Here is a 26,007-nt window from a genome sequence, read left to right on the forward strand (position 1 = left end):
TAAACATGTGCTTGTCCAAATGCTTCATACTACAGCACAAATTTTATAGTCTATTTCTATTCTTAAATCGTAATCATTATGATTTATTATTGATTTTTCTTTTCCCATCGTTTATTATAAAACGTAATCATTACGATTTAAAGGAGAGATCATTTCATGAAAAAAGTACCTATCACTGTATTAAGTGGTTTTTTAGGATCTGGAAAAACTACCTTACTACATCACATTTTGACTAATAAGAATAACTTAAAAGTAGCTGTTATCGTTAATGATATGAGCGAAGTAAACATTGATGCATCTCTTATAAAAAAGGGTGGTTTTTCACGTACGGAGGAAAAACTAGTAGAAATTCAAAATGGCTGTATTTGTTGTACACTACGAGAAGATTTAATGATAGAAGTGAATCGTCTTGTGGAAAATGGTGATATTGACTATATTATTATTGAATCTTCTGGTATAAGTGAGCCTATTCCAGTTGCTCAAACGTTTACTTATACAGACGAAGTTCTTAACATTGATTTAACGAAAAATTGTCGCCTCGATACGATGGTTACAGTTGTAGATGCAAATAGATTTTGGGATGATTTTGCAGATGGAGAAAGTTTATTAGACCGAAAACAAGCAATCGATGAGAATGATACCCGGGAAGTTATTGATTTATTAATAGATCAAATTGAGTTTGCAAACGTAATTATTCTTAATAAGATAGATTTGCTAGAAAAAGAAGATGTGATAGAGCTTCATCATTTACTAAAAAAATTAAATCCTAATGCAAAAGTTCTTGAATCTTCGTTTAGCAAAGTACCATTACAAGAAATTTTAAACACAAATCTATTTAATTATGAAGAAGCCAGTCAATCGGCCGGCTGGATACAAGAATTAAATAGTGACCATCATACACCGGAAACGGAAGAATACGGTATCAATTCCTTTGTTTACCGCCGCAAATATCCTTTCCATCCCAAGCGCCTTATGAATTGGCTAGAAAAATGGCCTTTAGATGTTGTAAGAGCGAAAGGATTCTTCTGGCTGGCATCTCGTAATAATATGATAGGGCTTCTATCTCAAGCAGGTTCCTCTATTACAATTCAAGGAGCCGGTGAGTGGATAGCGGCATTACCTGAAACTGAAAGAAATCAAATGATTACAGAAGAACCAGAAGTATTGAAAAACTGGGATAAACAATATGGAGATCGAATAACCGAACTCGTATTTATCGGAATTGATATGAACCGTTCTTTAATTGAACAATCATTAGATAGTTGTCTATTAACAGAGAAAGAAATGAAACAAAACTGGAATACATTTATTGATCCTATCCCGGCTTTTACTTATACTTCATAATAATTAATAAAAGGCTTCAGTAGAATGAAGCCTTTTTACTTTATAGCACTCTTATTTAATAGGTTTGCTTTAATTATAAATACAATTGTACCTAAAACAATTAATATAGCATATACGATACCAACTACCCCCCCTATTTTTTCTAAGCCAAGCGGTAATATTATAGTAGCAACTCCAACTATATAAGAAAATGCTCCTGAAAGCTTCGCTAATTTATTTTTATCTCCAACAAACGTTTCTTCTTGATATCCTGCTAACAAAAACAACCTCTTTTTCACATGTATTTGATACCCTAAAAAAATGATAAGTAACCCAACAAATAAACAAACTAAAAATCCAGCTAACATATCCTCCCCCTCCTCTACAATATTTTACTATACATAAAAAAATAAAATCAGAAATTTCAGTTTATTAATGAGTCATTCTGTGATATATTGCATATTGTATTCAATTTGTATTTTTAGAAAGGAGAATTTTAGATCATATGGATTCAAATCGATTAAAAGGAATTATAATGGTCATAATCGGTGCTTGTTTATGGGGCTTGTCTGGTACAGCTGCACAACAACTTTTTCAATATGACAATGTTTCAACCGAATGGTTAGTTACGATCCGTTTACTTATATCTGGAATTATTTTGCTCATTATTTCCTCATTCGGAACGAGAAAAAAAGAGATATTTGGCATTTGGAAACAAAAATCTGATGCTATTAAAATGATTTTGTTTGGTCTATTCGGTATGCTTGCTGTACAGTATACGTATTTCGCTTCAATTAAAGAAGGAAATGCTGCCGTGGCAACATTATTACAATATTTAGCTCCTATATTCATCACTGTATACTTACTTTTCAAATGGAACGTTCGTCCATCAAAAATTGATTTCATTTCAATTACCCTTTCATTAGTAGGCACTTTTCTCTTACTAACAAACGGGTCTGTTCATAACTTGGCTGTTTCTACACCAGCTATTATTTGGGGTATTTTATCTGGATTATCTCTCGCTTTTTATAGTTTATATTCAAAGGAATTGTTAGAAAAATGGTCTTCCTCCGTTATCGTTGGATGGGGCATGATTATTGGGGGTATTGGTGTAACGATTGTACACTTTATTTCTACAAACGAATTCATTTTATTATCAACTATGAAATATGTAAAACTAAGTACCCTACCGCTCATCACATTTGTCGTCATTTTCGGGACACTTATTGCCTTTTATTTATACTTAGACAGCATACGATACCTGACTCCGAAAGAAACAACATTATTTGGTTGCACAGAACCACTCGCAGCTATTATTTCTTCTGTACTTATATTGCACGTGCCATTTCAATCTTTTCAGTTATTAGGCGCTTTTTGTGTCATTGTAATGGTGCTCATCTTAAGCCAAAAGCCGGATGAAGGGAAACAAAAATTAAAGCTTGTTCATGCAAAAAAGGAAAATATACAATGAAAGGATTGAATTCACTATGCCTGTCCCTCAAAATTATAAAAAACCAGGAAGAATTTCAGCAAAATCACTCGTTTTAAATCAACTACAAAATTGGATTATTGAAGGTGTACTGAAGCCCAATGAAAAAATTAATGATGGGGAATTGGCTGAGGCACTAGGAGTAAGCAGAACACCTGTAAGAGAAGCACTTCAAATATTAGAGCTTTCTGGATTAGTGGAAATGGTACCAGGGCAAAAAACAAAAATTGCTCCTATTAAGTTAGACGACGTATCTATCATTTATGAAACGATGGCTGGTCTTCACTCTATTATAGGAAAGCAAGCTCTTCAAAACATTACAGACGCTGATATTCAACTACTTTCTGAAATAAATGATCATTTTCAGCACTCTATAGAGAAAAAAAACGCAAAACAAGCTTTAGAATTAGATATACAATTCCACAATACAATTTCTTCTATTGCTAAAAACCAATATATTGAACCCTTTTTAGAAAATATGCAACTTCACGTTTTACGTCTTGAATATTTGTTTTTCCAAAACTTTGTTCCAGCAAGTCAATCTATTGAAGAACATCACTCTATCATTCAAGCATTACAGAAGCAGGACGAAAAACAAATGGAACAAATAATGACCCAAAACTGGCTCCGTCCCATGAAAGAAATACAAAAAATAATTTCTACGAAATAAAAGGAGAGCTGGTTACACAAAATCGTAACCAGCTCTCCTTTTACTAATCTATATAGCTATGCCTGAACATTTGCATAATCTTCCATATCTTCGTACTCTTTTTCCAATTCCTCTAAAGACAGCTCGTATAATTGTCGGTCGCGAATCTTAAACACACCTGCCCCAATTAACTCATCAATTAAATGCCTCTTACGATTTTCAACAGCAAAACGGAGTTGACTACTCATCTTTTAAAAAACTCCTTTCTACAATCATTGAAAATGATAATCTTTATCAATTACCACTTTTGATTATAAAAGATGACTCTTTATAAGTAAAGTAATTTCATGAAATATTTACCTTGCAAAGTATTTGTGGCCACATTATATATATGTATGCCGTGCGAAAAATGTTATGACACTTTTTCTTATCCTTTTTCTTTCATACTTTGCAAGTTGTCTCATCGTGATGAAATTCACCATCTATTTCTACTTGAATGGTGACATGTTCTACATGAAATTTCTCCTTTAATACATACGTAGCCTCTTTTAATACACTTTGCGTTTCATTCCCTTTAATAATAAGATGACATGTTAATACTTGAAAATCTGATGTGACAGACCATATGTGCAAATCATGAACTTCTTTGACAATCGGAATATTTAATAACGTACTTTTTACCTCTTCAACATTTATGTGCTGTGGTGCACCTTCCATTAATATATGAACCGTATCACGTGTTACACGCCATCCACTAATAATGACTAAAATAGACACAAGAATACTAGCAATCGCATCTGCAGCAGTCCATCCGAAAAATTTAATAAGTAACGCAGCAATGATTGCTCCGACGGAACCCAATAGATCGCCTAGTACGTGCAGGAAAGCACTTCTTAAATTCAAATTACCTTTCACATCTCCGCCTCTCATTAATATCCAAGCTGATAAAATATTAATAAGCAGACCAAGGACTGCAATAATGAGCATCCCATTACTAGCAATCTCAACTGGTTCTTTAAAACGACGGATTGCTTCAATAAAAATGTATACCGAAATGACAATAAGAACGACACCGTTACATAATGCTGCTAACATTTCGACCCGCTTATACCCGTATGTTTTCGCAGTTGTTGCTGTTTTTTCTCCGAGCTTAAACGCAAGTAAACTTAAAGCTAAAGATACTGCATCACTTAGCATATGCCCCGCGTCAGATAGTAGTGCTAAGCTATTTGTTACAAATCCACCAACAACTTCTGCAATCATAAAACTTGTTGTTAGTAGGAAGGCAATTAGTAATGCCTTTTTATTTTTTGAATGACCATGATCATGCGAATGTCCCATACTTATACTCCTTTAAGTACAATATCTGTATGTTAGTATGAAACAAACTCCCCATCTTTATCCCGAATCGACTGATTGTAAACGCCCGCTTCCTCTGTATACACACTTCGCTACTTTTTAGATAATCCCTTTTTCTCAAATAAAAACAAGACTACTTCTTTTTTATTTTCATATTGTTTACTAATGAAAGAATTTTTAAGGAGGTTACTAAAATGAAACGTTTATTTCTCTGTATGGAACGTGAACTTGTTGTAGTGAAAGAACAATATGATAACTATGAAACGACTTACCACTTACAAAATATGCAACCTACCTGTATCGCTGTTGATCCGTTCCGCCCAAACCGTGTATATTGCGGAACATTTGGACGAGGTCTATGGTTAAGCGACGATAGCGGGGATTCATGGAGACCCATTGGAGATTCTTATCGTTACTTTGATTTCCCTAAAGAAGATGGTATTTTGCACTCCTCTATCACTTCCATAACAATAAGCTCAAATGAACAAGTTAACGGATATGGTGTCGTTTATGTCGGCACAGAACCGAGCGCTTTATTTCACTCTGAAAATGGTGGTGAAACGTGGACTGAACTTAAAAATATGAAATCATTATTATCTTCTTATACGTGGGCTTTCCCGCCTAGACCTTTTACCCATCACGTACGCTGGATTACAGTTGACCCAAACAACCCTAATACAATACACGTTTCAATCGAAGCTGGTGCTGTTATTCAAAGTAACGATAAAGGGCATACATGGATTGATAAAAAATTCGGTGCCCCTATCGATGCACATCAATTGCTTATGCACCCTGAAGCACCAAATCGCCTTTATGCATCATGTGGTGACGGATTTATGGGCGGACCTGATCGTGCATATCTTGAAAGTTATAACAATGGAAACAGCTGGATCTCATGTAGTGAAGGACTTGAACATCATTATTTATACAGCATGGCAATTGATCCAGCTGATTGTGATACGATTCTCGTTTCTGCCGCACCAAGTGCTGATCTCGCTCATCATCGTATCCCTTATGAATCTTATATTTATCGAAAAACGAAAGATACTCCTTTCCAGCAAGTACAACAAGGACTACCATCTGCAATCGGTACAGTCATTTCGATGTTTGCTACAAACGAAGCAGAACCACATACATTTTACACTTTAAATAACAATGGGTTGTTTCAATCCAATGATAGCGGCGAATCGTGGGAACAACTAAACATTCCGTGGAAAGATGAATATAAAACGCAGCATCCGCATGCACTACTCGTCACTAGTTCTTAACGAAAAAAGACTGCCTAAATGATTTTAGGCAGTCTCTCTTTTATTTCTTTAAATCAATGACAATATCATCTAATACAATACCCTTATTGCCTCCCAATCTTCGAGGTACAAAACGCTCCTTTACTTGTCCTTCAACTATTGTTACCGATCCATAATTTTCAGGATTGTGGATTCTTAAATTAACGTGAGGTGTTATTATTAACTTAGTAGCGTTCTCATTAAGTTGTTGGAATGTTTTACTCCAATTAAAATTATAAGAATCTTCACCTGAACCTCCATTTCCTTCTCCATAATACTGATTACCTAAATCATCTCTCACTTCTAAATCGACATCCACTCCATCCCATACACCCCTTATCTTTTGAGATACTTCTTGGTTGTAATATAGAATAAACGAAATTGGTGTTATTTCCATTCTCTCCATATTTACTTTGACACCATCTTTTTCTGTACTACCTCCAATCAATGTCTCTTTATTTTCTATTCCTTTTAGATTAATATTAAAATTCCAATCCCCTTTTATCTCTTCTTCAGTTTCTAAAATGGCTATACTTTGTACATTCCATTCAACATTCACTATAGTTTCTTTACTACCAACTAGATCGCTACTTGTTTTTATTAAACCTGTATATTTTCTATCTGCGACTTTAGTAATTTTATTGCTACCTGATTGGGTACCTGCTCCTTTAATAGTTAAAAAATCCAACGTACTTGGATTTTCGCCAAGATCTCTGTTACTTTCTATAGAATAGTTTATTGATACTGTCTTCCCATCAAAAATGGCATCATTAATCGTTATCTTTATTCCCTTGCTTTCTTTTGTCATATTTAGTATTGTAGTGTATTGTTTATAATTATAATGAGACTCCATTATCTTCCCTGCGTCAGTTTTAGAGTTTTCATATAACCCCGTTCTACCATTATCTAAAAATCGGAATATGTCACCTACAATTGGCAACCCTCCAGCATATGTAGGAAAACCGATACCAAGAGTTGCAACTGATAATCCTACTAAAATAGATGCAGCAGCGACACCTTTTTTCCAACTTTTCATCTTTTTCTTCGTACGTATCGATTGTTTTACATTTCGTTTTACTTTTTCCTTTTCAATTTCAGAAGCCTCAATTTCTTCTAGTTCTTTTTCGTCTATATCAATATCATTTAATAGTTCATAAATGTCTTTCATATTGCACTACCTCCAAAACTAATATTCGTAGCATTTTGTTGTAGTTTCTTTTTTCCCCGGTACACTCGATTATCGATTGCTGCCCGGGTTAATCCTAACTTGTCACCTATTTCCTCTGTCTTCATACCAAGTAAATATTTCATAATGAACACCTTTTGATCTAGCGGTTCTAATTGATTAATGAGCTTCAATAATTCTTCCCTATCTTCCATAACGATTAATTCGTCTTCTGCTGATTTTTCTGTACTAATATAAAACTCATCTGAAATGATTTCTACTGTTTTAGTCGATTTCCGGTAATAATCAATTGCTTTAAACTTCGCAATCGCTGCAATCCACTTTTTAAAATCACTCGGCTCTCCATGAAATTTATTTGCGTTATTCCAAATGGAAAGAAATATATCGTTTATACATTCCTCTATGAGTCCATCATTTTGAATTGGGAGTAGAACTTTATGCGTGATCCCCTTTATGAGTGGTAAGTATGTATCGACAACAAATTCTAACGCGTCTTCTTTTTGCCGCTGTAATCTTTTTATAAAATTTTTCTCATTTGATTTCATGTAGCGATTCCCCTTATTGTTTTGTAAAAGCTTTTACATCCTATATAACGTCTGAGAAAATTTTTTCTCTCATCTTTTTTATTTTTTGTATGTAATGGAATACTTTCCCTTAGCCATTGTCTCATATAACTATGCGTTCAAAGAAAATTTTCTCAAGTCTGTAATTTAATTCATGTAGTACACTATTTATATAGTCATTTTTTAACTTGGTGTACATTTTATTTCGTTAATCTACTATTTTAATTTAGGAGATGAGATGTGTATGTGTGGAATTACAGGTTGGGTAGATTGGAAGAAAGACCTTTCAAATCAACATGTTATTTTAAAAAAGATGGCAAATAGTATTCAGCATCGTGGTCCAGATGCTGAAGGATTTTGGTTTTCACCTCATGCGGCCTTTGCACACCGGCGTTTAATTGTAATTGATCCAGAAGGCGGTACACAGCCGAAGACATTCCGTGCTGGTGATTATACGTATGCTCTTACTTATAATGGAGAAATTTATAATTTCCGTGAACTTAAAGAGCAGCTTCAAAAATGTGGGCATGCATTTGAAACCCATTCAGATACAGAAGTGTTACTACATGCTTATCTAGAATGGAAAGAAGACTGCGTACGACATTTAAACGGAATTTTCGCTTTCGCCTTATGGGATGATCAGAAGCAACAATTATTTTTAGCGCGTGATCATTTAGGTGTAAAACCACTCTTTTACACAGAAAGAAATGACAGCATTATTTTCGGATCTGAAATAAAAGCATTATTAGCGCATCCATCTGTTCCTGCTGAAATTGATGCGGATGGCATAAATGAAATATTTGGATTAGGCTTATTTCGAACTCCTGGATGTGGCGTCTTTAAACATATTCAAGAAGTGCGTGCTGGACATTGTATAACGTTTACACGTCATAAAAAAGTAGTTACGAAGTATTGGAATTTAGAAAGTAAGTTCCATACAGACTCTATAGAAGATACATCTTCGCATATTTTATCTATTTTACAAGATACAGTAAAAAGACAATTAATTGCCGATGTCCCTCTCGTCTGTATGTTATCAGGTGGATTAGACTCTAGCGGGATTACTGCACTTGCGGGGAAAGAATTTGCTGCGGAAAATAAAACACTTCATACGTATTCCGTTGACTTTGTAAATAGTGCAAAAGATTTCGAGCTGACATTTGCTCGCACTGGTTTAGACGCTCCTTGGGTAAAACGCGTTTCTGAACATGTCGGGACAGCGCATCATGATATTATTGTGAATGCTGAAGAATTAGCAAATCACTTATTCGTTCCCCTTCATGCGAAAGATTTACCGAGTGCTGGTGAAATGGAAACTTCACTATATTTACTATTTTGCGAAATGAAAAAAGATGCGACCGTAGCTTTATCCGGTGAATCGGCTGATGAAGTATTCGGTGGATACCCTTGGTTTCATCAAGAAGAATTACTATATGTAGATAAGTTTCCTTGGCTAACAAATTGGAAAAATACATCTCCTCTTCTACTAAATGAAGTAAGTAACCAATGTAATCTAGAAAACTATATTGATACACGATTCCAAGAAGCGATACTTGAAGTACCTACTCTTGAAGGGGAAAGTAAAAAATCCGCGAAACAACGCCAAATGTTTTATTTATTTTTAACAAGATTCCTTCCTTTCTTACTTGACCGTAAAGATCGTATGAGTATGGCTGTTGGATTTGAAGTTCGTGTACCGTTTTGCGATTATAGATTAGTTGAATATTTATGGAATGTTCCTTTCAACATAAAAAGTATTGATAATATTGAAAAAGGCATTTTACGTAGAGCACTACAACCAGCTTTACCTGACGATGTACGTAATAGAAGAAAAAGCGCTTATCCAACTTCACAAGATCCACACTACTTACAAACAATCCGTAATTTAACACTTGATATGTGTAGTAATAAAAACAATCCTATTTTCTCACTTATTAACCATTCCATCTTACTTTCAATTGCTGATCAAAGTAATAAAGAGATTAACAATTTTGAGGCAAGAAGTGCCATGGAGTATATGCTACAAGTAAATGAATGGTTAAAAACATATCATATTCATATTGTTTAACAAAAAGGAGTTCAAGGATAAAAGCCTTGAACTCCTTTTATATTAATTAGCACATTGTTTATTATCAGTATCAATAGACCACCCAATAATCGTGGCACAATCTCTACCTTTCCACTGCAGTACATTTGTTAATACTGGCTCAATCTGCAAGCTATTCCCGTCATGTAATATTTCTACTAAAGATTGATCATCATCAAACCTTCGTTTATCACACTCTAAAATACCGTCCGTTGCCATTACAATGTGATTCATTCCTTTTTCTAATCCTCTTACACCCGACGTAAAGCAAGGTGTATTTGCTGCAAAAATATTTTTCCTGCCAATATATTCGTAATTCTTCCGTTTATTTAATCGTCCTTTTCCATTTTTCGTTTTCTCAGAATGGAATAAATACGCGAAACAATCACCAACTGATAACCAATATAAAAATTCGCCTTTTCGTAAACAAATTAAGCAAGCGAGTTCCTCATCATCTTGATCACACTTTTTAATAAATAACTCATCTGTAAATAACGCTAATAAGTACATATGTGTATGATGAAAAGCTAAATGTATTGGATATGAGAATAACTCTTTTAGTTTTTCTTTTCTTTCCGAAATCGCTTCTATTATATAATCTATATTTTTTGTTTTGTGATGTGTATCAAAAATCATAACAAATTCAAAGTGTAATTCAGGATCCCACCAAGCCAGCACCGCATCTCCTCGTTCATATGCATCACTCTCTTGATTTCCCCCATATACGCCGACTGAAAGAGGACCACATTTTTCAACATGTATTTCATCTACATACATCTGTTCATGACTAATCCATTTGAATGTATTCACAGCTATCATCCTCTCTCTTGCTAAATGTATACCTTTACACATAGATTACCTTATATTTCAATAAAAATAAACTTTTTCAACATTTTTTATCCAAATAAAAGGGTTTTATTTCTAAAATGACGAATATATCTTACTATACGATATAAAAAGGGGATTTATTATTATGAACAACATTAATCAACATTGGGAGAGCATTTATTATCACTTACGATACGAATACGAGGACAATCTTTCCCACCAAGCAATTCGTATTTTACAAATCGTTTCTCGTGAGAAAGATATAACAATTGGAAAAGTCGCTACTGAGCTTAGTCTTTCTCATAACACAGCATCTGAACATATAAAACGCCTTATTCAAAAGGGTTTCATCGTTAAAGAGAGAAATAAAAAAGATGAAAGAGTGGTAAACCTTACATTAACAATTGAAGGAATTGAAGTATTAGAAAAACATACTTTACTAGATAAAGAAAAGATAAAAATATTAGAATCACAGTTATCAAAAGAAGAACAACAATTAATTGAAAAAGCATTTTCCTTATTAGCGAAGGAGGCAAAATATGCATTTCCTCGTTAAAGTAATCGTTTCGGCACTTATTATCGGCGTTATCACTGAAGTCGCTAAACACTACAGTACGATAGGTGGCTTTATTGCTGCCCTTCCTCTCGTGAGTTTACTTAGTCTATTTTGGATTTCATTCGAAGGCGGAAATAAACAAGAATTGAGTCAATTTGCTTTAGGGGTATTATATGGATTCCCCGCATCAGCACTACTATTATTTATTGTCTATATTGGTTTAAAAAATTCATTTACACTTAGTACATCTGTCCTACTTGGTATAGGTGTTTGGTGTATCGTTTTTGCTTGTCAAAAATTATTTCAAGCTTAGGAGGAATTAACATTCATAAATTTGTAGAAATAATGGGGCAAAATATAGAAGTACATATAAAAGGAGATGGTAAACAAACTGTAGTCATTCAAACCGGAATGACTTGCTCATTTTATGATTGGTTTCCTATTATAGAAAAGCTTTCAGAGCACTTTACAGTTGTTTCATACCATCGCCCAGGTTACGGAAAAAGTGATTTAGGCAATCAGCCGCGTACAATAAGGCAAGTTACAAAAGAGCTACATATGTTACTAAACAAACTAGCTATTCAAGAACCATTTATTCTAATCGGTCATTCCTATGGAGGATTATGTGCACAACATTTTGCGATGTTACATGAAGATAAGCTGCAAGCACTTATTTTAGTTGATTCTACTTCGATGAACTTACACCGTTTAGATGAACTTCATTTACCAATTTCTGATCAAACTGATTCTGATGATGTTTGGTTTCAAAAATATAATATATATTCCAAAATGGATGTAGACACACTTTATAATGAACTAAAACCTATTCTCACCGATCAATCAAAACAGCAAATTGAATTCTCTACCTCGCCTTCATTATATAAAGCGACAGCTTCTGAACTATCGGCGTGGAAAAACTGTGCTCTCTCACTAAAAGAGCTATGTAAAACATTAGAAATACCATTAATCGTTATCGGTAGAGATCCTCAATATTCTATTACTCAATTGACTAATGGTGGCATGCCAAAAGAGGAAGCAACACGACTTGAAGCAATGTGGCAAGAACTAATTCACGAACAATTACACCTCTCAACTAACAGCCAATATATTCTTGCCGAACATGCTAGTCACGGCATAGAAAATGATCGACCAGATATTATTATTGAGGCGATTCATTTCTTACATATCAAAAAAGGAAGCAACTAAAGCTGCTTCCTTACTTATCTATTCATAATCTTCTTCATCATCGATTTCTTCGTAATATGAACTTCCATTACTTACATATATAGGGCCATTCGCAACATCAATACGTAGTACCCACGCCCATGGCACAGCTAAACGTTTATGTATCGCTCGCCAAAAGCTCATTGATTTTCTTTCGTACTCCTGGAACTCCTGAAGTAACTCTTTGTAGGAGGAACCGTCTAACTGAATATTTGCTTCTAACAAACGAGAATGGGCATAGTACTGTAACTCTAGTTCAGCAGCAATTTCCATTTCTTCTTCCGTTGCCATACCAATGATTGTTCCATCTTCTGGTGCAATTTCATATACGTTTTGAACTTCAATAAGCCCTTCTTTCTCTTTCTCAAACATGTAAACAGCCTCCTTTAACATATATTTTTTATGTTACAAAGTCATACTTCTACAATAACTTCTCTCTTTCCTCTTTTTTTGATAAACTTTTACAAAATATTTAACCGATGACCTGTTTTCTCTATTCTTTCAGCAGAAATGAAACGATTTTTATCAAAATTTAATTTATACACATCAGGCATATGAAGTGTTTTCCAAAACTCAAAATCATATTTCGAATTAAAATAATTCATGAGTAATACCATAATATTTCCATGCGTACCTATTACAATATTCTTACCTTCATATTGTTTTAATATATTTTGCATACATATTACAGCGCGCCTTTGTGCGATATCATTCGATTCTCCGCCTTCGTATGCAAAACTCCAATCTTCCCACACATTCTGCATAGCATCATTAAAATTTGATACTGGCTCTGTGCTCAATAATCTTTCACGCAAATCTTCTTCTGTTTGTATTGATAATTTATATGTATTCGCAATTCCTTGTACAGTTTGGATTGCTCTTTTGTACGGACTAGAAATAACAACATCAATATGTTTATCTTTTAATAAATGTGTTACATTCTCTGCATCACAGTGCCCTTTTTCAGATAAAGGTCGTTCCCGTTCTTCTTTTGTATATGTAGAATGGGCATGGCGAACGAAATATATTGTTGTCATTTTTCAACCTCCTTTCTTATTTTCAATTTATATTCAATAATAAGATTAGAAAATCCTGTATTACAAAAGAGCACTTTGCATAAGCGCTCTTTTGTTTACATAATAAAATTATTTCATTATAATTTATTTCTGAATTCCTCACTTATGACAATATCTCGAATAAAGTAATCCATATTACTTAGAAGTTTTTCAAATGCTTTTTCACTCAAATTGTTCATCATAAAGACAATCTCAATCTTATTCCCTTTTTTATCAGTACCATAGAAACTATTTGTTAATACAAATGCCGTAGAACCACCTTTCTGTCCAGCAAATTCGAACATACCCTCTCCTACGGTTCCTTTAAATATATTCTCAATCTCACCTTGCATTTGTGGTGTAAAATAATTTCTGCTATTTATCTTTTCCAGTAAACTCATGTAATCCTTCGCATTTGCACTTATAAACCGATCTGACCAAATACGCTGAAAGTCCATATCGGCTTTTAAAGATATCTCGCGTTTTGTCCATTCTTTCTCGTCTTTCATCCATTCATGTATTTGCCATACATGCTTAACATATTCATCATTAGACATATTACGTAGCTTGTCCAATGCTTTATTTTGAGGAATATGCAGTTCTTTTTCAACATAGCCCCTCATATATAATGCCCCTGTATACGTTGGATAAAATTCATCGTGACTATTTAAGCCTAACTCTTTCAAACTTTCATTTATCCGCGCTGCTCCAAGCTTGTCCAATAAATATGATGCATTCGCATTCGAACTATAATGGATCATTCCTTTCACTACTTCTTCTAAAGAAGTTTGACCACCCTTCACTAACTCTTTAACTTTTACATCATCTAGCCATGCAGGGTGTGCACCACCATCAGTATTTTTCACATAGTATTTTTCTAATTCTTTCAATGAAATTTGCTCGTCTTTTCTTATTTTCCCTTCAGCTACTTGCTTAGCATATTCAATTGCTATAACGATTTTCGACATACTTGCTAGCGGTAGTTTTTCTTTTTCATTTATTGATGTCAATGTTTCACCATTTCTTTTAACAATTAAAGAAGTTGTTTTATCATCCTTATGTTCTTTTATATAATTTAGCACATAATTAGAGTCTTCTTTGGAATTGACATATTCCTTCACTGAAAAGAAAGCTATACAGCCTACTATAGTAATTCCAGCTATAATTCCAACAACTTTTAATCCCCTCATGATACTCCCCCTAGAATAAACATATTATATATTATACTAAATAAATTTCCCTTTTTAAGTAATAATTAGATTATTTATACAAAAACACTTCTTTTCTTAAACAACAAAAAAACATGCCTTCATTAGGAAAGCATGTTTTGTGATATCCTTCACATTGTTTAGTTAAAAAATAAATGTTTACTTACCATGATGTAACATTAAATCACTAAGTTCTTCTTCAATGTGATTTAATTTCGCAACGCCTTCTTTCCATTTATGAATATAACGTGAAACCCCAACAAAAAACAAAACAATAATTGTGGAAAGAATAATACCATATACGATTGCTACAGTACTCATAGTTACACTTCCTTATAATTAGTAATGTGGTTATTAGTTATATTTTTATTATAAACCTTTTTCTTTTAAAATACTTCGATTTCAACTTTTTGTAACAAAATTGATTTTTCTAACATTTCGTTCGTGAAAATGGCATATTTTTCACAAATTATACAAAACTTCACCATATGTACTATTACCATATGAGTTATATTATTAAATAGAATAAAGGGGATGATATACTATGACGACTTGGTTTATTGTAATGTTAGTTGTATTTGGAGCATTTAAAATTATCGTTTCTAGCCTTCCTAACTCTGTTATTGAATCCATTATTAGTCGCTTTGAAACACATCCACAACTCGAAGAAGAGAATGTGACTGTTACAATGAACGGAAATAACTTAGTAGGCGAACAGAAATCAAAAATTATTCATGATTTTAACGAAGGTTTATTTTTAGATCGCTATTATGCACCACCCCATAATGAAGGCACACCTTTAATTATCAATGCAAAACGTGGTAAAAAAGATTTTACATTTTATATTTATAGTCATGAAGAGCATGTTGATGTTGTAAAACAATATAAAAAGAAGGTAGTTGCTTATAGTTTACGCTCTAAAAACCTTCAAAATAGTGATATGTTCGTGTCAGCTGATTTAGCTTAATACTCATGTATAAAAAGGAATCCATGGCATATGGATTCCTTTTTACTATTTACTGAAAAATAAGCTCTGTCTTTAAACTATCTTTCGGTAACAACCAGCCTTTTTTCTCTAAACTCGCTATTAATAATTCCCTTTGTTTTGTCGCAATACTTTCTTCATTTGTTTTAAATGACACTTCTATTACGAAGTCATCTTCTAATTTCCCAGTATTACTTAATGGCCAAATTTCAATATTTGCTTTTATGTTTTCAAAATCTCCTGTATATCGCTTCATTAATACAGGACCGTAAATACGGGAATTCTTTAACATCTCTTCTCCCCAATTTGTATACAACCATTTGTTCATTTTCCCTGGTAATTTTTCTATTAACATGTTTTGAGCAGCTTGTTCATTTGGTAAATCAAGTATCCCATATCCTTTAGCACTGTAGCTTTTCTTATTTGAAATGCTTAATGTTTTCTTCTCAAATCCCCAATCTATTTCCGCCTCATAACTATCCGTATTACTATCGAATCCTTCTTTTTTAGCTACTTCTAGTGCATCTTGAATTACACCATTTTGAATAGGATATCTTTTTTTATATGTTAGTTCAAAATCTTTACTAAATTCTTTCTTTCGAATTCTAGCAAACCAACCTTCCTCGCTTAAACTTTTATTCGCAGTATCTAAAAATTGCACTTGTATTCTTTCATATTTTGTACCAGCCTGGAAATGTTCTAGCACCTCTTGCTTCATCTCTTTGTTATCACCTAATACTTGTTCTGGCTTCAATAATAACTTCACTTCAAAACTAGGTTTCATTGGACTAGCTGCAAACCCTTCCTTAACGTTATAAAGGAAACAACAAAAGAAAATGCTTACGAATACAAATACTTTTTTCATATACCTATCCCCTTTACATTTCAAATGACTTCTACACGTTCCATTGCAAGTGAATATACATTTTCATATCCTGCTGTACTTAGCTTTTGTTGTAATCGATCCGTATCCTCTTTCAAAGCGTGCACTAGCACCGTATGTTCTGGTAATAATGTATTTAACATCTCTTTAACGTCTCTTATACTTTGGTGAACTTTATACACAACTCGATTCACCCTACATGTATTCCTTACATGCTCTTTCATAACTTTTTCTGCAAAACTCCCTTTCGCAATATGCCCAGTAAAAATAACGGCATTCCGTTTTTCATTCCGAAGTTGTTCATAATATAACTGCGCTCGTTTCGTTTGCATATTCGCATCACTCATTACAACTATTCCGTAACTATTTTGCATACTAATATCATTATCCATCACTATTATGTTTCTTTTTAAACTCTCCATAACCCATTTAAGTTCTTCATTATTTTTTATCCAATCTTTATATACGAACATCTCTTTAAACCCAGCCAAAATTTCTTTATCTACTATAAGCGGAAATTCTTTATATCGTTCATATAAATACAATACTATATCTTGTGCCCTACCAAGTTGTGGCAGCGGTAATAATGCTATTCCTTTATTTTGCATAACTCGTTCAATTTCTGCACATAGATCGTATAATCTTTCATTTTGCGAAACATCCTCTGTGTGATAAGCGGCATCTACAATTGCAACTTTTATATTGTGGCCCAATTTCTCAGGTAAATTAGCTCGTAGTATATTAGACTCTGCTGAATAGTCGCCTGAATAAAATACGTATGTATTACACATATCAACTAAAAACCAAACAGCTCCTAATACATGCCCACTATATCCCCATTGAAACCGCAATGTAGGAGTAATTTGTACCCATTCATTTGGATTGCTAATCTCATCAATACATACATAATTTAAATCTTTTATGTGTTGGTCGCTATAAGGTAAATTCCACCCTTGCATCACATTATAGTTTCTCCATTTTTCATAATATAACGGCAGTTTCTCCTTCGTATAACGAGTCGTCCAAATTTTTTTCTTATATCCATACTTCGCTAATAAAGGTAAACCCATCGTATGATCTTCATGAATATGTGATAAAAATATCGCATCTAAAAATGGAGCAGCTTCTCTCTCTATTTTTGGATAACCATCCTCATAAGATCGATTAATACCACAATCAAATACTATTTTCGTCTCTTTATTTTTTACAAAATAGCAGGAGCGACCGTACTCTCCTGCTCCTCCCCATACTTCTCCCCTCATCATGCTACCCCTTTTCGCTTTTGCTCCATATGTTGCAGCAATAATAAGCACATTGTTGTAAGTCCAACAGAAACAACAGCCATCGCCATGCCTATAGATACTTCACCCTGTTCAAATTGGGCAAAAATAAACGTTGCTGACGTTTCTACTGATGGAGGTAATACGAGAAGCGATGCTACTAACTCTCTTATCGAAATTGTAAATGTCATCGCCCATCCAGCAAGAATACCCGGGATAATAAGAGGTAATATTATTTTTCTAAAAATATACATATAATTTCCAGAAAGAATACTTCCTGCCTGCACGAGAGAATCATCGATTTGTCCGAGCGATGCTTTTACATACTGCACCGTATAAGGTAAAAACAGAACAACATACGTTACGATAACCATGATTGGTGTATTATAAATTGACATAGGCATATATGGTGAATTCCAAAATAGAATAAGACCTACAACCATAACGATTCCTGGTACCATATTCGGTAACATACCGCACATATCAAGCCATTTTTCAGAGGTTTTTTTCCCCTTTCGAATCATAAGTGCCAAAAAGACTCCAATCATTACCGCGATAATCGCTGTTACGAGTGAAAAAAGAAAACTATTCCATAAAGCCTCTAATCCCGGAGATCCGATTGTAAATAATGCTTCATAATGGCTCGTTGTAAAGTTATTTACATGTAAGCCGCCGCCTCTTAATTTCGATAATGAAGCAATCAGTATAGAAAAATACGGGATTCCAATTGATACAATTAATAAACCAATTACATAAAACCATGCTACAACGCGCGTAAATATAGACAAAGTATATCTTTTAGATTTCACACCTTTTCCACTAACCATTGCATATGAATACTTTCGATTCAATACATTTTGCATATACCAAATAAGCATACAAGCACTAAGTAATAAAGAAGATAATGCTGTTGCACTACTAAAATCAATTGGCCAACTCGAAATAAATTTATGGATTTCTGATGTTAACACGTGGAATCCTATTCTACGTCCGAATGTAGCCGGTGTTCCAAATTCAGCAATCGTCTTTACAAAAATGAGTAAAGCACCCATTACATAACTTGATACTAATAACGGCAATATTATTTTTCTTAAACGATAGAAAAAACTTCCGCCATGAACTGCTGCAGCTTCTTCTTTACTACTCCCAATCTGAAGTAACGTGTTTTTCAGCATGAAATAAAGGAATGGGAATAAATGCAGACTCATAATTAAGACCATACCTCCTAAACTAAAAAACGATGATGAAACTGTCTTTAGCATCGGAAAAAATTGTTCAAAATAGCCGTTAGGTTGCATGAACAAAATCCAGCCCATTGATCCAATATACGGCGGTGTCATAAATGGAATCATAAAAACAATATCTAACTTACTATACTTTCCTACATCTGTTTTGCTCATAATAAACGCCAATGGAAATGCAAATATTGTAGCTCCTATTACAACGAGTACACCTAGAAGCATCGAATTCAGAAAAATCCCAGCTAATCCACCACTCTGCATCACTTCAAAAGGCTTTAAAAAGTTCCAACTACTATTTTCATATATACTAGAAAACAAAATAAGAAAAAGGGGAATGACGATTAACATCGCCACAAGCAATAACGCTACCGTCATTCCAACTTGTCTTACTGATACGAATCGATTTACCATGGAATCACCATCTTATTGAAATACTTTCTTAAATTGTTTTCCTATTTCATCTTGCTCTTTCTCAACTGTTTTCCAATCAATATTTAATACTGGAATCTCTTCTACATTTGGTCTATTTTCAGCTTTTATATCTGTTCTACCAGGCAATAAATACGCTTTAGAAACTTGTTTTTGTACATCATCGGATAATAAATAATCAATAAACTCTTTTGCGCCTTCTACATTTTTACTATCCTTCATAATCCCCGCTGCGCGTGGACTAATAACTGTTCCGCTTTTTGGATATACGATATCAACAGGTTCACCCTTTGCTTTTGCGCTGTACGTCATATAATCAACACCCGCAATTACCATATCTTTCGCACCTGTTACAACTGGGTCTAACGCTTCCTGATTTGCTCCTGCTACTGTAACTTCATTTTTCTTAAGCTGCTCAAATAAATTCCATCCATCCTTTCCATTCTTTTTCACATATCCTGTTACAAAATCTAAAGCTGAACCTGAAAGTGCTGGATCTGGAAGATTCACTTTCCCTTTCCATTCTCCTTTCGTTATATCGCTCCAATCTTCAGGCGCTGTCTTCACATTTTTTGTATTGTACACAATCCCTAATGCTGAAGCACTATACCCGAAATAATGTCCTTTATCATCTGACCATTCAGAAGGCAGCTTATCAGCTTGTTTCGCTTCTTTATAAGCTAACGTTTGACCCTCTTTCTTTAATCCTTCCATCGCTGGTAATGATGCAAGTACGACTACATCAACGACTGGATTTTTCTTTTCAGCTTCCATTCTCGCTAAAATTTTACCAGTTGTCCCTTGAAACATTTCCACCTTTATACCAGTTTTCTTTTCAAAGTCTTTTTGAATTTTTTCTGCTAACCCTTTTGGCCCTGCACTATATACAACAATTTTCTTTTCAGTCGTATTTTTACTTTTTGCATCTGCATTGCCTGTCTTTGAACTACACCCTGTTACTACAGCCGAAAATAATAAAGTACATACAAATAAAGACTTAAGCGAACTGAATTTCTTCATACGATTCTCCCCCTATATGATGAATACATTTTTTTGGCACATATAACGATACTGGTTTACCGATGCTTAATTTACTATTGTGATAAGCTGTCCATATTCCGAGTGCCCCCATGTTTACTTTTATTTCATACCGTTCTCCTACATATGTAACGTGCTGAATTTCACCTGTATACATTTCGCACACTTCATTTTTCGTCCAGCTCACATGCTCTGGACGAACCATTTTTTTACCCTCTACAAGCCAATTCGCCTTACCAACAAATTTGGCAACAAATTCATGAGACGGTTTCACATAAATATCTTCCGGTGTTCCTTTTTGTAATACTTCTCCTTGTTTCATGACAATAATTTGGTCTGACATTGACATTGCTTCTGTTTGATCGTGAGTGACATACAGTGCAGTTAAACCAATGGAATGAACGATATCCATAAGCTCTATTCTCATTTCTTCTCGCAAAATTGCATCGAGTGCACTTAGCGGTTCATCAAACAAAATAAAATGAGGTTTTGTTACAATTGCTCTAGCGAATGCGACACGTTGTTGCTGTCCACCAGAAAGTTCGTGTGGATACCGTTTCTCCATACCTTGCAGGCGAACTCGCTTTATCGCATCTTCTACTTTTTCTCGTAAATGATTCGTTTGCTTTGTAGCTCTTAAACCAAATGCAACATTTTCAAAAACAGTCATGTGCGGCCATAAAGCAAAATCTTGAAATACCATACCGATATTCCGTTCATGAGGAGATGTCTTTATCTTTTTGGTAGCAGAATACATGCACTGGTCTCCAAAATATATTTCTCCTTTATCCGGTTCTTCAAGCCCTGCTATCATTCTAAGTAAAGTCGTTTTCCCACACCCCGAAGGCCCTAAAAGTGTAGTGAATTCCCCTTGTTTCATTACAATCTGCAACGGCTTTAACGCCTGTGTTTTTCCAAATGTCTTTTCTAATCCACTAATTTTAATATCCATTGCTTCACCTCTCTCCCCTCATTCTTAACCTGCTTTCATTCTATATGGAAGATTTATACTGAATGTTAATGTACTGTAAAGACTAAATTAAAAAACTTCTAATAAACTATTTATTTCTATAGATTTTTTCTATATTTAAAATAAAAAAGGCGGCAATTCATAATGAATCTCTTAAAATTAGAAATTGTAGTACTTATTAAGAAATACAAAAAGCTTACAATCGTTGCAGAAAAACTTGGCGTTAAACAACCAACTATTACTTTTCATATAAAAAGCTTAGAAGAAGAACTCGGTGTGTCTTTATTCGAATTACGTTCTGGAAGGTATTTCTTAACAGAGGCTGGTGAGGCTTTGCACCATTATGCTTGTAAAATAGATGCGCTTATGAAAGAAGCTAGACGTGTCACGCAAGAGTTTAAAGATTTTCATAAAGGTGCTATAACAATCGGCGCTAGTTATGTACCAGCGACTTATCTTTTGCCAGAAGTCGTTCATCAATTTCAATGCGAATTTCCCAATATAAAAATAACGCTACTAGTGAAAACAGCCCCTGAAATTCGAATGATGCTACAAAATCACGAAATCGATCTTGGGATAATTTCCGCTGCTCCATTTGATGAACCTCTTTTAAAACAAACGAATATAATGCCCGATACACTTGTTCTTGCCTTTTCCAAAGAACATCATTTTTCAAAGAAAGACAATGTATCGTTACAAAATATCGAAAAGGAACGCATACTATTGCATCGTAATCCATCTACAACGAGAGATTTACTTACACAATGGACGTTGGCGCACAACATTACATTCCAATCTGAAATTGAATTAGACTCATTAGAAACGATGAAACAAATTTTAAAATATGGTAATGGAATTGCCTTTATTTCTAAACTTTCTATCGAGCAAGAAATACAACGAAATGAGCTATGCTATATACCAATCCCTGAATTTGAATTTCAGCGTAATATTTATACGATTCATTATGAGGACAGATGGAATTCTAAAATCATTTCTTTTTTACTACAGAGCATCACTTCATTTGCAACAAAAAATTAAAAGACTGTCGTTATGCACGACAGCCTTTTAAACTATAAATCTATTTATTTTTCTTTGCCTCAATTTTTGCTTGCGCCTCTTCAGCCTTATCTAATGCTTCTGATACTTTCTTCTCTTTTTCTTTCACTTCATCTATACTATCGACAGCTTTAATAATTTTATCGATTCCTTCTTCTTCTACCTTTCTACGCTTTGCCACTCTTTCATTTACTTTCTCTTCCACATCTTTTGCTTTTTGAAGCATATTCTCTGCATTTGATGTTACAGCTTTTTCAAGTTCATCATCTTTTTTCTTTTGTAACACTTCATTTGCAATGTCTTTCGCTTCTAAATACTTACCGTCTTTTAATGCTGTTGCTCCGTGATCCATTTTCTCAGCAACTTCTTTATATGATTTCGCTTCGTTTCCTGATTTCTCTTTTTCTGCTTTTTCGAACCACATTGTTGCATCACTATACTTTTCATCTTTCAATGATTGCATACCTGTTTCAATATATGTGTCATAATTGCTACATCCAGCCATTACGACTAATAGAAAAAGCATAACAAAACTTAATTTTTTCATGCTGTTGTCTCCTTTTCTTTGCAAGCTCACTTTACTTTAACATACATGAAAAAGAGTTTCAAAAACTAAAATACTAATTCGGTCACTTTTATAATGATAAGTCGAATTTTCATTATTTTCTTATTTTTAAGCGGACACATCTACTTGTTTTTTCGCCATATGTTGCTTTACTCCAACTAATACAACTAACAATAACCCTCCGCCTATTGTCATCATAACAATGCTAGTTGGCAACATATCTAATAGTAGTCCATATACAATCATACCAAGTGGTGCGATTGCAGTCGCAATTGTTTCAAGTAGGCCAAACACACGCCCTAGGTAGCTCGGATCTGTCGTTTTTTGCATATGTACTTGCATTGGAATGTTTACAATCATAATTGCTATACCAGTTAACATCATAAAAGCAATATAGTAAATAAAACTTGCTACTTTTGGAATGATAACTAACAACGGAAAGACTGTACATAAACTTAAACCTGCAAACAAAAACAGTCCAGTATAAATAGAACGAAACGGAGTATTTACTTCTTTACGCACTGATAAAGCAATCGCTCCCATTAGCATCCCGACTGCTAACATTCCTTCTACAGTACCGAGTTGCTTTGAAGATAAATGCAATGTATGGACGATAATGTAAGGAAGTGCAACTGTTAGACCACACGCAAAAAAGTTTACCCACAATGCTATTTTCATTAAACCATATATTTCATGTTGTCTTTTTACATATAAAAAACCTTCTTTTATACTCGTCAAGAAATGCTCTGTACTCTCAGCCACTTCTTTTTTATATAAATCAAATACGATAAATAATTGCAAAATAACCGCTAAAAAGAACGTAATACTATTTAATAGGAAAAACGATTTAATTGAAAAGAAACCATATACAACTCCGCCAATAATCGGTCCTAAAATATTTGATAAAGAAGCCGCCGTTTGATTTAAAGCACTCGCTTTTTGAATACGTCCTTCATCTACTAAACTCGGAATAGACGAAGTTAATGCAACAGAATAAAAACTTGCACAAATTGATAATAATGCTGCTGAAATATAAATAAAAAGAAGTGATGGTCCAAATATAGTAGCAAGAATAAACATACTAAGCATCGTTAAGCTACTTAATAAATCAGTACCAATGACAAGCCATTTTCGATTCACACGGTCTGCTACAGCACCAGCAATTGGGCCACAGATCATCCTTGGAAGTGATCCGCAAACGAGCGTAGTTGCAAACCCCATCCCTGAACCAGTAGTCTTTAATACATATAACCCCATTGCGAACGTATAAATACCTGCGCCTAATAAAGACGTCATTTTTCCAATCATCATTAAAATGATATTTCTCGTTGCAATCTTCATTCTTGAATCATGTTGTCCTATACTTATATCTTCCATTTTTGACTCTCTCCCCTTAAAAGTTAAATTGTGTTAAACTTATTATATAATCAACTTTCCAATTTTCACAACAAAAAGTTAAATACAATTAAACTTTTTAAATATAAAGGAGCAACAATATGGCAACTCTCGGCGAAAAAATTAAAGCATTACGAAAAGAAAAAAAGCTTACGCAAACAGCACTGGCAGGTTCGGAACTGACAAAAAGTATGCTTAGTCAAATTGAAAATGGAAAAGCTACACCTTCTATGAAAACATTACAATATATTGCGGAAAAACTTGAATGTGAAACGAGCTTTTTATTAGAAGAAGATGAAGGAGAAATTGTAGAACTCATTCAAAAAATGGAGCAACTAATAAAGGCAAATAAATGCGATGAAGTATACAAGACTTTACTACCTATCGTTCAAACAGAGCTACCTTCTACTTTAAATACAGCTCGCTTATATAAACAGTTCCTAACAGGAGCAACTATTATGAACGATTATCATATTGAATATTACGTTGAAACTGCTGTTTCTATATTTGAAAAATATACTTTATATCGAGAAAGCACTGAAACGAAACTACTGTTTTACTATATGCTCTTCAAACGTAAAAAATATAAAGAATGTTTACAGATGATTGCTACAATTCGTGATGAATATAAAGCGAAGAATTTAGAAATGGATCTCATTACACATATACAATTATACTTAAAAGAAGCCATTATTTTACTCGCATACGGCAATTATGAAAAATGTGAAAAAGTCATTTTAGATGCACTTGCATTTTCAAAAAAACATCAAGTGTATTATAAAACAGATGAATTTTATCGCATTTTATCTTACCAAAAAGTCATTACAGCTGATAAAGAACAGTATTTATATTACATAAAAAAATCGGAGCAATTTGCCATTTTTACAGAAGATATTCTATCCATTGCGATTATTGATATTTTAAAAGCTTACTACTACAACACAATTACTAATGAATATACAATCGCATTAGAACATCTAGAACAATTCCGAGAAAAACTAAAAGATGAACCAATCTTTCAAGACGATGGATTATATTATCTTGAAAAAGGAAAATCTTTGTATGGCTTAAAACGTTATAAGGAAGCTTTGGCAATATTAAAACACGCTACCATACCAGATTATATGAGTCATCCACTTGATCAATCGTGGGTATTAACAGCTGGGTCTTATCGTGCCCTGTGTCATATAAAACTTCAAGATAAACCAGCTGCTCTGAAAGAAGCAAAAGAAGCAGTTCAAACGATAGATGGTTATCCTGATTCCATCTTTTCTTCATTTATTAAAGAAACATTACAAATAATACAAAAACTTTAAGAATGTCTCTAAATGGTATATTATTCCTCTTTTTTAG

General features: G+C 33.8%; 29 protein-coding genes. 11 read left to right on the forward strand and 18 right to left on the reverse strand.

Annotated features, from left to right (window positions below; all coding sequences use genetic code 11):
- The first annotated feature begins 156 nt into the window (after window positions 1–156).
- Window positions 157–1,344, forward strand: a complete 1,188-nt coding sequence (locus GBN91_RS07070; RefSeq protein ID WP_006923257.1) for a GTP-binding protein — start codon at window positions 157–159, stop codon at window positions 1,342–1,344.
- A 35-nt stretch (window positions 1,345–1,379) separates the two neighbouring features.
- Here the strand turns inward: GBN91_RS07070 and GBN91_RS07075 are convergent, their stop codons facing one another.
- Window positions 1,380–1,691, reverse strand: coding sequence for a DUF3784 domain-containing protein (locus GBN91_RS07075; RefSeq protein WP_006923259.1), 312 nt, complete (start codon window positions 1,689–1,691; stop codon window positions 1,380–1,382).
- A gap of 137 nt (window positions 1,692–1,828) precedes the next feature.
- Between GBN91_RS07075 and GBN91_RS07080 the strand changes: the two genes are divergently transcribed.
- Both GBN91_RS07080 and GBN91_RS07085 read left to right on the forward strand, forming a co-directional pair.
- Window positions 1,829–2,794: a DMT family transporter gene (locus GBN91_RS07080; protein ID WP_000378080.1), complete on the forward strand. Its 966-nt coding sequence runs from the start codon at window positions 1,829–1,831 to the stop codon at window positions 2,792–2,794.
- A 16-nt stretch (window positions 2,795–2,810) separates the two neighbouring features.
- The gene (locus GBN91_RS07085) at window positions 2,811–3,482 is read left to right on the forward strand and encodes a GntR family transcriptional regulator (RefSeq protein WP_002023787.1); all 672 of its coding nucleotides are present in this window, start codon (window positions 2,811–2,813) and stop codon (window positions 3,480–3,482) included.
- A 56-nt stretch (window positions 3,483–3,538) separates the two neighbouring features.
- Here the strand turns inward: GBN91_RS07085 and fbpA are convergent, their stop codons facing one another.
- Window positions 3,539–3,709 carry a Fur-regulated basic protein FbpA gene (fbpA, locus tag GBN91_RS07090; RefSeq protein WP_000098303.1) on the reverse strand — a complete coding sequence of 57 codons (171 nt, stop codon included), beginning with the start codon at window positions 3,707–3,709 and terminating at the stop codon, window positions 3,539–3,541.
- Window positions 3,710–3,902: 193 nt separating this feature from the next.
- Entirely contained in the window at window positions 3,903–4,802 is a 900-nt protein-coding gene (locus GBN91_RS07095) for a cation diffusion facilitator family transporter (RefSeq protein WP_000510034.1), read from the reverse strand.
- Between the two features lie 212 nt (window positions 4,803–5,014).
- Here GBN91_RS07095 and GBN91_RS07100 point away from each other — a divergent pair, with 212 nt between their 5' ends.
- Window positions 5,015–6,088, forward strand: coding sequence for a WD40/YVTN/BNR-like repeat-containing protein (locus GBN91_RS07100; protein ID WP_152121356.1), 1,074 nt, complete (start codon window positions 5,015–5,017; stop codon window positions 6,086–6,088).
- A 40-nt stretch (window positions 6,089–6,128) separates the two neighbouring features.
- Here the strand turns inward: GBN91_RS07100 and GBN91_RS07105 are convergent, their stop codons facing one another.
- Window positions 6,129–7,274 (reverse strand): DUF4179 domain-containing protein, encoded by a 1,146-nt coding sequence (locus GBN91_RS07105; RefSeq protein WP_152121357.1) that lies wholly within the window; start codon window positions 7,272–7,274, stop codon window positions 6,129–6,131.
- Complete coding sequence (locus tag GBN91_RS07110; RefSeq protein ID WP_016122244.1) at window positions 7,271–7,837, reverse strand: sigma-70 family RNA polymerase sigma factor; 567 nt, start codon at window positions 7,835–7,837, stop codon at window positions 7,271–7,273. The genes GBN91_RS07105 and GBN91_RS07110 overlap by 4 nt, the downstream gene beginning before the upstream one ends.
- A gap of 262 nt (window positions 7,838–8,099) precedes the next feature.
- On the opposite strand from GBN91_RS07110, the gene asnB reads away from it, so the two are divergent.
- On the forward strand, window positions 8,100–9,923 hold the full coding sequence (gene asnB / locus GBN91_RS07115; RefSeq protein WP_152121358.1) for an asparagine synthase (glutamine-hydrolyzing): 1,824 nt from the start codon (window positions 8,100–8,102) through the stop codon (window positions 9,921–9,923).
- A gap of 42 nt (window positions 9,924–9,965) precedes the next feature.
- Here asnB and GBN91_RS07120 read toward each other — a convergent pair whose 3' ends face one another.
- The gene (locus GBN91_RS07120) at window positions 9,966–10,793 is read right to left on the reverse strand and encodes a PP2C family serine/threonine-protein phosphatase (protein WP_002023784.1); all 828 of its coding nucleotides are present in this window, start codon (window positions 10,791–10,793) and stop codon (window positions 9,966–9,968) included.
- 121 nt (window positions 10,794–10,914) lie between these two features.
- On the opposite strand from GBN91_RS07120, the gene GBN91_RS07125 reads away from it, so the two are divergent.
- The 3 genes from GBN91_RS07125 to GBN91_RS07135 are packed head-to-tail and all read left to right on the forward strand — an operon-like array spanning window position 10,915 to window position 12,531.
- A complete protein-coding gene (locus GBN91_RS07125; protein ID WP_001059785.1) occupies window positions 10,915–11,325 on the forward strand; it encodes a MarR family winged helix-turn-helix transcriptional regulator in 411 nt (136 codons plus the stop codon).
- Window positions 11,309–11,638, forward strand: a complete 330-nt coding sequence (locus GBN91_RS07130) for a DUF3147 family protein (RefSeq protein WP_000545640.1) — start codon at window positions 11,309–11,311, stop codon at window positions 11,636–11,638. Before GBN91_RS07125 ends, GBN91_RS07130 begins: the two co-directional genes overlap by 17 nt.
- On the forward strand, window positions 11,599–12,531 hold the full coding sequence (locus tag GBN91_RS07135; protein ID WP_016122241.1) for an alpha/beta fold hydrolase: 933 nt from the start codon (window positions 11,599–11,601) through the stop codon (window positions 12,529–12,531). Before GBN91_RS07130 ends, GBN91_RS07135 begins: the two co-directional genes overlap by 40 nt.
- Window positions 12,532–12,549: 18 nt before the next feature.
- Here the strand turns inward: GBN91_RS07135 and GBN91_RS07140 are convergent, their stop codons facing one another.
- The 5 genes from GBN91_RS07140 to GBN91_RS07160 form a co-directional block, all read right to left on the reverse strand.
- Entirely contained in the window at window positions 12,550–12,921 is a 372-nt protein-coding gene (locus GBN91_RS07140; RefSeq protein ID WP_000461779.1) for a hypothetical protein, read from the reverse strand.
- A gap of 89 nt (window positions 12,922–13,010) precedes the next feature.
- Entirely contained in the window at window positions 13,011–13,586 is a 576-nt protein-coding gene (locus GBN91_RS07145; RefSeq protein WP_000208265.1) for a histidine phosphatase family protein, read from the reverse strand.
- A gap of 116 nt (window positions 13,587–13,702) precedes the next feature.
- Complete coding sequence (locus GBN91_RS07150) at window positions 13,703–14,794, reverse strand: serine hydrolase (RefSeq protein WP_044306861.1); 1,092 nt, start codon at window positions 14,792–14,794, stop codon at window positions 13,703–13,705.
- 177 nt (window positions 14,795–14,971) lie between these two features.
- The gene (locus tag GBN91_RS07155; protein WP_000108701.1) at window positions 14,972–15,133 is read right to left on the reverse strand and encodes a hypothetical protein; all 162 of its coding nucleotides are present in this window, start codon (window positions 15,131–15,133) and stop codon (window positions 14,972–14,974) included.
- Window positions 15,134–15,198: 65 nt separating this feature from the next.
- Window positions 15,199–15,315 carry a hypothetical protein gene (locus tag GBN91_RS07160; protein WP_001987133.1) on the reverse strand — a complete coding sequence of 39 codons (117 nt, stop codon included), beginning with the start codon at window positions 15,313–15,315 and terminating at the stop codon, window positions 15,199–15,201.
- Window positions 15,316–15,356: 41 nt separating this feature from the next.
- Between GBN91_RS07160 and GBN91_RS07165 the strand changes: the two genes are divergently transcribed.
- On the forward strand, window positions 15,357–15,779 hold the full coding sequence (locus GBN91_RS07165; RefSeq protein WP_000214581.1) for a YfmQ family protein: 423 nt from the start codon (window positions 15,357–15,359) through the stop codon (window positions 15,777–15,779).
- A 49-nt stretch (window positions 15,780–15,828) separates the two neighbouring features.
- Here GBN91_RS07165 and GBN91_RS07170 read toward each other — a convergent pair whose 3' ends face one another.
- The 5 genes from GBN91_RS07170 to GBN91_RS07190 are packed head-to-tail and all read right to left on the reverse strand — an operon-like array spanning window position 15,829 to window position 21,620.
- Window positions 15,829–16,662, reverse strand: a complete 834-nt coding sequence (locus GBN91_RS07170; protein ID WP_071739715.1) for a hypothetical protein — start codon at window positions 16,660–16,662, stop codon at window positions 15,829–15,831.
- A 20-nt stretch (window positions 16,663–16,682) separates the two neighbouring features.
- Window positions 16,683–17,945, reverse strand: a complete 1,263-nt coding sequence (locus GBN91_RS07175; protein WP_152121359.1) for an MBL fold metallo-hydrolase — start codon at window positions 17,943–17,945, stop codon at window positions 16,683–16,685.
- A complete protein-coding gene (locus tag GBN91_RS07180; protein ID WP_152121360.1) occupies window positions 17,942–19,612 on the reverse strand; it encodes an ABC transporter permease in 1,671 nt (556 codons plus the stop codon). The genes GBN91_RS07175 and GBN91_RS07180 overlap by 4 nt, the downstream gene beginning before the upstream one ends.
- A 12-nt stretch (window positions 19,613–19,624) precedes the next feature.
- Window positions 19,625–20,650, reverse strand: coding sequence for an ABC transporter substrate-binding protein (locus tag GBN91_RS07185; protein ID WP_152121361.1), 1,026 nt, complete (start codon window positions 20,648–20,650; stop codon window positions 19,625–19,627).
- Window positions 20,628–21,620: an ABC transporter ATP-binding protein gene (locus tag GBN91_RS07190; protein ID WP_119683175.1), complete on the reverse strand. Its 993-nt coding sequence runs from the start codon at window positions 21,618–21,620 to the stop codon at window positions 20,628–20,630. The genes GBN91_RS07185 and GBN91_RS07190 overlap by 23 nt, the downstream gene beginning before the upstream one ends.
- Window positions 21,621–21,782: 162 nt before the next feature.
- On the opposite strand from GBN91_RS07190, the gene GBN91_RS07195 reads away from it, so the two are divergent.
- The gene (locus tag GBN91_RS07195; RefSeq protein WP_152121362.1) at window positions 21,783–22,676 is read left to right on the forward strand and encodes a LysR family transcriptional regulator; all 894 of its coding nucleotides are present in this window, start codon (window positions 21,783–21,785) and stop codon (window positions 22,674–22,676) included.
- A 40-nt stretch (window positions 22,677–22,716) separates the two neighbouring features.
- On the opposite strand, the gene GBN91_RS07200 is transcribed toward GBN91_RS07195, so the two are convergent.
- Window positions 22,717–23,241: a COG3014 family protein gene (locus tag GBN91_RS07200; protein WP_000736437.1), complete on the reverse strand. Its 525-nt coding sequence runs from the start codon at window positions 23,239–23,241 to the stop codon at window positions 22,717–22,719.
- A 126-nt stretch (window positions 23,242–23,367) separates the two neighbouring features.
- The gene (locus GBN91_RS07205) at window positions 23,368–24,636 is read right to left on the reverse strand and encodes an MFS transporter (RefSeq protein WP_000389503.1); all 1,269 of its coding nucleotides are present in this window, start codon (window positions 24,634–24,636) and stop codon (window positions 23,368–23,370) included.
- Window positions 24,637–24,755: 119 nt separating this feature from the next.
- Between GBN91_RS07205 and GBN91_RS07210 the strand changes: the two genes are divergently transcribed.
- A complete protein-coding gene (locus tag GBN91_RS07210; RefSeq protein ID WP_000212351.1) occupies window positions 24,756–25,970 on the forward strand; it encodes a helix-turn-helix domain-containing protein in 1,215 nt (404 codons plus the stop codon).
- The last annotated feature ends 37 nt before the right edge of the window (window positions 25,971–26,007 follow it).

The organism is Bacillus sp. B1-WWTP-T-0.5-Post-4 (genome assembly GCF_009183795.1).
Classification (GTDB): domain Bacteria; phylum Bacillota; class Bacilli; order Bacillales; family Bacillaceae_G; genus Bacillus_A; species Bacillus_A cereus.

Bases quoted from the DNA above. Each gene is read 5' to 3' on its own strand.
- GBN91_RS07070 (WP_006923257.1), top strand. From the start codon at position 157: ATGAAAAAAGTACCTATCACTGTATTAAGTGGTTTTTTAGGATCTGGA.
- GBN91_RS07075 (WP_006923259.1), bottom strand. From the start codon at position 1,691: ATGTTAGCTGGATTTTTAGTTTGTTTATTTGTTGGGTTACTTATCATT.
- GBN91_RS07080 (WP_000378080.1), top strand. From the start codon at position 1,829: ATGGATTCAAATCGATTAAAAGGAATTATAATGGTCATAATCGGTGCT.
- GBN91_RS07085 (WP_002023787.1), top strand. From the start codon at position 2,811: ATGCCTGTCCCTCAAAATTATAAAAAACCAGGAAGAATTTCAGCAAAA.
- fbpA (WP_000098303.1), bottom strand. From the start codon at position 3,709: ATGAGTAGTCAACTCCGTTTTGCTGTTGAAAATCGTAAGAGGCATTTA.
- GBN91_RS07095 (WP_000510034.1), bottom strand. From the start codon at position 4,802: ATGGGACATTCGCATGATCATGGTCATTCAAAAAATAAAAAGGCATTA.
- GBN91_RS07100 (WP_152121356.1), top strand. From the start codon at position 5,015: ATGAAACGTTTATTTCTCTGTATGGAACGTGAACTTGTTGTAGTGAAA.
- GBN91_RS07105 (WP_152121357.1), bottom strand. From the start codon at position 7,274: ATGAAAGACATTTATGAACTATTAAATGATATTGATATAGACGAAAAA.
- GBN91_RS07110 (WP_016122244.1), bottom strand. From the start codon at position 7,837: ATGAAATCAAATGAGAAAAATTTTATAAAAAGATTACAGCGGCAAAAA.
- asnB (WP_152121358.1), top strand. From the start codon at position 8,100: ATGTGTGGAATTACAGGTTGGGTAGATTGGAAGAAAGACCTTTCAAAT.
- GBN91_RS07120 (WP_002023784.1), bottom strand. From the start codon at position 10,793: ATGTGTAAAGGTATACATTTAGCAAGAGAGAGGATGATAGCTGTGAAT.
- GBN91_RS07125 (WP_001059785.1), top strand. From the start codon at position 10,915: ATGAACAACATTAATCAACATTGGGAGAGCATTTATTATCACTTACGA.
- GBN91_RS07130 (WP_000545640.1), top strand. From the start codon at position 11,309: ATGCATTTCCTCGTTAAAGTAATCGTTTCGGCACTTATTATCGGCGTT.
- GBN91_RS07140 (WP_000461779.1), bottom strand. From the start codon at position 12,921: ATGTTTGAGAAAGAGAAAGAAGGGCTTATTGAAGTTCAAAACGTATAT.
- GBN91_RS07145 (WP_000208265.1), bottom strand. From the start codon at position 13,586: ATGACAACAATATATTTCGTTCGCCATGCCCATTCTACATATACAAAA.
- GBN91_RS07150 (WP_044306861.1), bottom strand. From the start codon at position 14,794: ATGAGGGGATTAAAAGTTGTTGGAATTATAGCTGGAATTACTATAGTA.
- GBN91_RS07155 (WP_000108701.1), bottom strand. From the start codon at position 15,133: ATGAGTACTGTAGCAATCGTATATGGTATTATTCTTTCCACAATTATT.
- GBN91_RS07160 (WP_001987133.1), bottom strand. From the start codon at position 15,315: ATGGTAATAGTACATATGGTGAAGTTTTGTATAATTTGTGAAAAATAT.
- GBN91_RS07165 (WP_000214581.1), top strand. From the start codon at position 15,357: ATGACGACTTGGTTTATTGTAATGTTAGTTGTATTTGGAGCATTTAAA.
- GBN91_RS07170 (WP_071739715.1), bottom strand. From the start codon at position 16,662: ATGAAAAAAGTATTTGTATTCGTAAGCATTTTCTTTTGTTGTTTCCTT.
- GBN91_RS07175 (WP_152121359.1), bottom strand. From the start codon at position 17,945: ATGATGAGGGGAGAAGTATGGGGAGGAGCAGGAGAGTACGGTCGCTCC.
- GBN91_RS07180 (WP_152121360.1), bottom strand. From the start codon at position 19,612: ATGGTAAATCGATTCGTATCAGTAAGACAAGTTGGAATGACGGTAGCG.
- GBN91_RS07185 (WP_152121361.1), bottom strand. From the start codon at position 20,650: ATGAAGAAATTCAGTTCGCTTAAGTCTTTATTTGTATGTACTTTATTA.
- GBN91_RS07190 (WP_119683175.1), bottom strand. From the start codon at position 21,620: ATGGATATTAAAATTAGTGGATTAGAAAAGACATTTGGAAAAACACAG.
- GBN91_RS07195 (WP_152121362.1), top strand. From the start codon at position 21,783: ATGAATCTCTTAAAATTAGAAATTGTAGTACTTATTAAGAAATACAAA.
- GBN91_RS07200 (WP_000736437.1), bottom strand. From the start codon at position 23,241: ATGAAAAAATTAAGTTTTGTTATGCTTTTTCTATTAGTCGTAATGGCT.
- GBN91_RS07205 (WP_000389503.1), bottom strand. From the start codon at position 24,636: ATGGAAGATATAAGTATAGGACAACATGATTCAAGAATGAAGATTGCA.
- GBN91_RS07210 (WP_000212351.1), top strand. From the start codon at position 24,756: ATGGCAACTCTCGGCGAAAAAATTAAAGCATTACGAAAAGAAAAAAAG.